The following is a 6,120-nucleotide window of genomic DNA, read 5'->3' on the forward strand; positions in this document are numbered from 1 at the left end:
GTCGAGACCGAAGGCTTGGTCGGCCTGTTCGTCAACAGCCAGGTGCTGCGCGCGCGGGTGTCGGGGCGCATGACGCTGGCGCAGCTGGTGCAGCAGGTGCGCGAGGCGGCGTTGGGCGCGCAGGCGCACCAGGACCTGCCGTTCGAGCAGCTGGTGGAAGCGCTGCAGCCGGAACGCAGCCTGAGCGTGAGCCCGCTGTTCCAGACCATGTTCAACTACCAGCGCGAGGACCTGCGCGCGCTGCAGCAGTTGCCGGGGCTGGTGCTGTCGGACTACGCGCTGGGCGAGCGCACGGCGCAGTTCGAGCTGGTGCTGGATGTGAGCGAGGATGCAGCCGGACAGGCGCGCGGCAGCCTGGCCTATGCCGCGGAGCTGTTCGACGCCGACACCATCGCGCGCATGGCGCAGCACTACGTGCGGCTGCTGGAAGCGCTGGTGGCCACGCCTGAGCAGGCGGTGGGCGACGTGGCGCTGCTTGGCGACACCGAGCGTGACCGGTTGCAGGCATGGAGCCTGAACCCGACGCGCTATGCGAACCCGGAGCCGGTGCACCGGCTGGTCGAGCGCCAGGACCCCGAGGCGCTGGCGCTGATCTTCGGCGAGCAGACGTTGACCTATGGCGAACTGAACGCATGCGCCAACCGCCTTGCGCACCGGCTGATCGCCGAGGGCGTGGGCCCGGAGGTGCGTGTCGGCATCGCGCTGCCGCGCTCGGTGGAGATGGTGGTGGGCCTGCTGGCGATCCTGAAGGCGGGCGGTGCCTATGTGCCGCTCGACCCAGAGTATCCGGCGGATCGGCTGGCGTACATGGTGGAAGACAGCGGCATTGCGCTGCTGCTGACGCACAGCACGGTCACCAGCCTGCCGGCCATGCGCGCGCTGCACCTCGACACAGTCGACCTCAGTGCCGAATCCGGCCGGCACCCGCGGGTGCCGGTCCACGGCGAGAACCTCGCCTACGTGATCTACACGTCCGGCTCCACCGGCAAGCCCAAGGGCGTTGCCGTGGCCCACGGCCCGCTGTCGATGCATGTGCTGTCCATCGGCGCGGAATACGGCATGACGCCGCAGGACCGCGAGCTGCAGTTCGCGTCGATCGCCTTCGACGGCGCACACGAGCGCACCTGGGTGCCGCTGGCATTTGGCGCCGCGCTGATGCCGCGGGACAACGAAGTCTGGTCGGTCGAGCGCACCTGCGCCGAGATCGCGCGCCACGGCATCACCATCGCCTGCTTCACGCCGAGCTACCTCCACCAGATGGCCGAGCTGGTCGGCGAAGCGGGCCGCGACCTGCCCATCCGCTCCTACACGGTCGGCGGCGAGGCAATGTCGCGTGCCAGCTTCGACCTGGTCCAGTCGGTGCTGCGCCCGCCGCGCATCATCAACGGCTATGGCCCGACCGAGACGGTGATCACGCCGATGATCGCCAAGGCCACGCCGCAGACGCGCTTCGACGCTGCCTACATGCCGATCGGCAGGCTGGTCGGCGACCGCAGCGCCTATGTGCTGGACGGCAACCTGCAGCAGGTGCCGCAGGGTGTGGCCGGCGAACTGTACCTGGGGCAAGCCGGACTGGCCCGCGGCTATCTGAATCGCGCGGGCCTGTCGGCGGAGCGCTTCGTGGCCGACCCGTTCGGCAGCGAGGGCGGCCGCCTGTACCGCACCGGCGACCTGGTGCGCTGGGGCGCCGATGGGCAGCTGGAATACCTCGGGCGCATCGACCATCAGGTCAAGGTCCGCGGCTTCCGCATCGAGCTGGGCGAGATCGAGGCGCAATTGCTGGCGCAGCCGGAAGTGCGCGAGGCCGTGGTGGTAGCCAGGGACGGCCGCCTGGTGGCCTACGTCGGCGCCGACACCGACGCGGCGGTGCTGCGCGATCGGCTGGCCCAGGTGCTGCCCGACTACATGGTGCCGGGCGCGATCGTCGTGCTCAACGCGCTGCCGCTGAACCCTAACGGCAAGGTCGACCGCAAGGCGCTGCCCGAGCCGGCGCAGGTGGCCAGCGCCGGCTACGAAGCGCCTGTCGGCGAGGTCGAGACGATCCTCGCCCGGATCTGGGCCGAAGTCCTGAAGCTGCCCCACGTGGGGCGTCACGACAATTTCTTCGAACTCGGCGGCGATTCCATCCTGAGCCTGCAGATCGTTGCCCGCGCCCGCCGCGCCGGCCGCAAGCTGACGCCGCGCCAGCTCTTCGAACGCCAGACCGTGGCCCAGCTCGCACAAGTGGCCGAGGCCGTCGCGCCGGTGGAGGCGCCGCGCGCGCCGGCCAGCGGCGCAGTGCCGCTGCTGCCGGTCCAGGCCGAGTTCTTCGCCACGCCGGTGCCGTCGCGCCACCACTGGAACCAGTCGGTGCTGCTGGAGAGCCGCGAGGCGATGTCGGTCGATGCCCTGCAAACGGCGCTGGCAGCGCTGCTGGGCCAGCACGATGGCCTGCGCCTGCGCTTCGTCGAGCAGGCGGACGGCTGGCGCCAGCACTATGCCGATGCCGATGCGGAAGCGAGCGTGCTGTGGGTGCGGCAAGCCAACGACGCCGCGCAGATCGAGGCGCTGTGCGAGCAGGCCCAGCGCAGCCTCGATCTCGCCAATGGTCCGCTGCTGCGGGCGCTGGCCATCGAAGTCGCGGATGGCAGCTGGCGCCTGTTGCTGGCGATCCATCACCTGGTGGTCGATGGCGTCTCGTGGCGCGTCCTGCTGGAAGACCTGCAGACGGCCTATGCGCAGGCGCTGGCCGGCGAGCCGGTCGCGCTGCCGCCGCGCACCAGCAGCTATCAGGAATGGGCGCACGCGCTGCAAGGCTATGCCTCCGCGCATGCGGACGAGTTGGACTGGTGGCAGTCGCTGGCCGACGCGCGGGCAGACCTGCCGGCCGGTGCATCGGGCGAGCGTGAGAGCACTCAGGTGAAGCTGGATCGCGGCACCACCGAAGCCCTGCTCAAGCAGGCGCCAGCCGCCTACCGCACGCAGGTCAACGACCTGCTGCTGACCGCGCTGGGCCGGGCGCTGTGCGCCTGGAGCGGCAAGGAGCGCGTGCTGATCGAACTGGAAGGCCACGGCCGCGAGGATCTGGGCGATGGCCTGGACCTGTCGCGCACCGTGGGCTGGTTCACCAGCGTCTACCCGGTGCTTCTGTCGCCGCTGGGCGAGCCGGGCGAGGCGATCCGCCGGGTCAAGGAAGACCTGCGGGCGATCCCCGGCAAGGGGCTGGGCTATGGTGTGTTGCGCTACCTGGGACGCCCCGACCAGCGCGAGGCCATCGCCCGCCTGCCGCGTGCGCAGGTGCTGTTCAACTATCTCGGCCAGTTCGACGGCAGTCTGGATGCCGACGGCCCGTGGCAACCCGCGCGCGAGCATGGCGGCACGCCGACCGACCCCGCGGCACGGCAGGGCCACGCTTTCGTCATCAACGGGCAAGTCTATGACGGCGAACTGTCGCTGACGATCGATGCCAGCGGCTACCCGCAATCCGCGGTACAGGGATGGGCCCAGGCGTTCGAGGCAGAACTGCGGGCGCTGGTCGCACACTGCACCGGCGGCGCGGCGGGCGTGACGCCTTCGGACTTCCCGCTGGCGCAGGTAGCGCAGGCCGAACTGGACACGCGCGACGCGAAAAACCTGTCGGACCTCTATCCCTTGTCGCCGATGCAGGCCGGCATGCTGTTCCACAGCGTGTCGGAGCCGGAGGGCACTGCATACCTCACTCAACTGCGCGTGGACATCGAAGGGCTCGACGCCCAGCGCTTCCGCGCCGCGTGGGAAGCCGCGATCGCCCGCCACGAAGTGCTGCGCACCGGCTTCTGGCACCAGCGCGAAGTACCGCTGCAATGGGTCGCGCGCCGTGCGCCGCTGGGGTTGGCCGAGCATGACTGGCGCGCGCGGAACGGCCACGGCAACCACGGCAGCCACGACAGCCACGACGCCGCGCTGGCGCAGCTGGCCGCGCACGAACACCGGCCCTTCGACCTGAACCAGCCGCCGCTGATGCGCCTGGCGCTGGTGCGCTTGTCGGAGACCCTCTATCACTTCATCTGGACCGGGCACCATCTGCTGCTGGACGGCTGGAGCACCTCGCAGCTGCTGGCAGACGTGATGCAGCACTATGCCGGCCAGCCGTCGCTGCCGCCAGCCGGACGCTACCGCGACTACATCGGCTGGCTGCAGCGCCGCGATGCCGGTGCCGCGCAGGACTGGTGGCGCGCGCAGCTTGCGCAGCTGCCGGCGCCGACCCGCCTGGCGGGCGTGCTGCCCAGGACCGGTAACCAGGTCACGAGCCAGGGGCAGTGGAATCTCGAACTCGATATCGACGCCATGCGCCGCCTGCAGGACGCGGCCCGGCGCGAGCGGGTAACCGTCAATACGCTGGTGCAGGCGGCCTGGGCGCTCGAGCTGGCGCGCTGCACCGGCCAGCCGACTGTCTGCTTCGGCACCACGGTGGCGGGGCGCCCGGCTGAGCTGCCGGGCGCCGAGCACATGCTCGGCCTGTTCATCAACACGCTGCCGCTGATTGCCGCGCCAAGGCCCGCCGAGCGCGTGGGTGACTGGCTGCGCGCACTGCAGGCGCAGAACCTGGCCTCGCGCGAGTTCGAGCACACGCCGCTGTACGACATCCAGACCTGGGCCGGCCAGGCCGGGCAGGGCCTGTTCGACAGCATCGTCGTGTTCGAGAACTATCCGGTCGACGAAGCGCTCGGTCAGGCGGCGTCGAGCGGCCTGCGTTTCGGGCACGTCGACAACCATGAGGAAACCAACTATCCGATGACGCTGGTGGTGCACCAGGCGCAGACGCTGGTGCTGGGTTTCCGCTATGCGCGTGAGGCCTTTGACCAGGCCGGCGTGCTGCGGCTTGCCGCTGCCGTGGCCGCCACGCTGGAACAACTGGCGGCACGGCCGGCAGACCGGCTTGGCGCGCTGGATGTCCTGAGCGGCGTCGAGCGCGCGCAATTGCAGCACTGGGAGGTGAACACCCATCGCTACACCAATCCCGAACCGGTGCACCGGCTGATCGAACGTCAGGCTCCCGATGCGGTGGCGCTGCTGTTCGGCGACGTGACGCTGACCTATGGCGAGCTGAACGCACGCGCGAACCGGCTCGCGCACCGGCTGATCGCCGAGGGCGTCGGTCCCGAGGTGCGTGTTGGCATCGCGCTGCCGCGCTCGGTGGAGATGGTGGTGGGCCTGCTGGCGATCCTGAAGGCGGGCGGTGCCTATGTGCCGCTCGATCCCGAATACCCGGCGGACCGGCTGGCGTACATGGTGGAGGACAGCGGCATTGCGCTGCTGCTCACGCACAGCACCGTCACCGGCCTGCCACCAGTGCGCACCACGCTGGTCCTGGACACGCTCGATACCAGCGCCCAACCTGATCACGCGCCGCCAGTCGCGCTGCACGGCGACAACCTCGCCTACGTGATCTACACCTCTGGCTCCACCGGCAAGCCCAAGGGCGCGGCCAACCGCCACCGCTCGCTGTACAACCGGCTGGCGTGGATGCAGGACGCCTACCGGCTCACCGCCGCGGATACGGTACTGCAGAAGACGCCGTTCAGCTTCGACGTGTCGGTGTGGGAATTTTTCTGGCCGCTGATGACCGGCGCACGGCTGGCTGTCGCCAACCCTGGCGACCATCGCGAGCCGGCCCGGCTGGTGGAACTGATTCGGCAGCATGGCGTGACCACGCTGCACTTCGTGCCGTCGATGCTGCAGGCTTTCCTGGCGCACGATGGCGTGCAAGCCTGCACCAGCCTGAAGCGCGTGGTGTGCAGCGGCGAGGCGCTGCCGGCCGAGGCGCAGAACCTGTGCTTTGCCAGGCTGCCGCAGGCGGCACTGTACAACCTGTACGGGCCGACCGAAGCGGCGATCGACGTCACGCACTGGCATTGCCGGATGGACGGCCTCAGCCACGTGGCCATCGGCCAGCCGATTGCGGACACCAGCACCTATGTGCTGGACGGCCAGTTGCAACGGGTCCCGCCGGGTGTGGCAGGTGAGCTCTATCTGGGCGGAATCGGGCTGGCGCGTGGCTACCTGCATCGTACGGGCCTGACGTCGGAGCGCTTCGTGGCTGACCCGTTCGACGCCGCAGGCGGTCGCCTGTACCGCACCGGCGACCTGGTGCGCTGGCGT

Annotated in this window: 1 protein-coding gene; it reads left to right on the top strand. The window is 70.0% G+C overall.

Annotation, left to right across the window (positions count from 1 at the left end; genetic code table 11):
- Positions 1–6,120, top strand: a 6,120-nt coding sequence (locus KHO41_RS40570) for a non-ribosomal peptide synthetase (protein WP_211958824.1), incomplete at both ends; no start/stop codon positions are given.

It is taken from the genome of Cupriavidus numazuensis (assembly GCF_905397435.1).
Taxonomy (GTDB): Bacteria; Pseudomonadota; Gammaproteobacteria; order Burkholderiales; family Burkholderiaceae; genus Cupriavidus; species Cupriavidus numazuensis.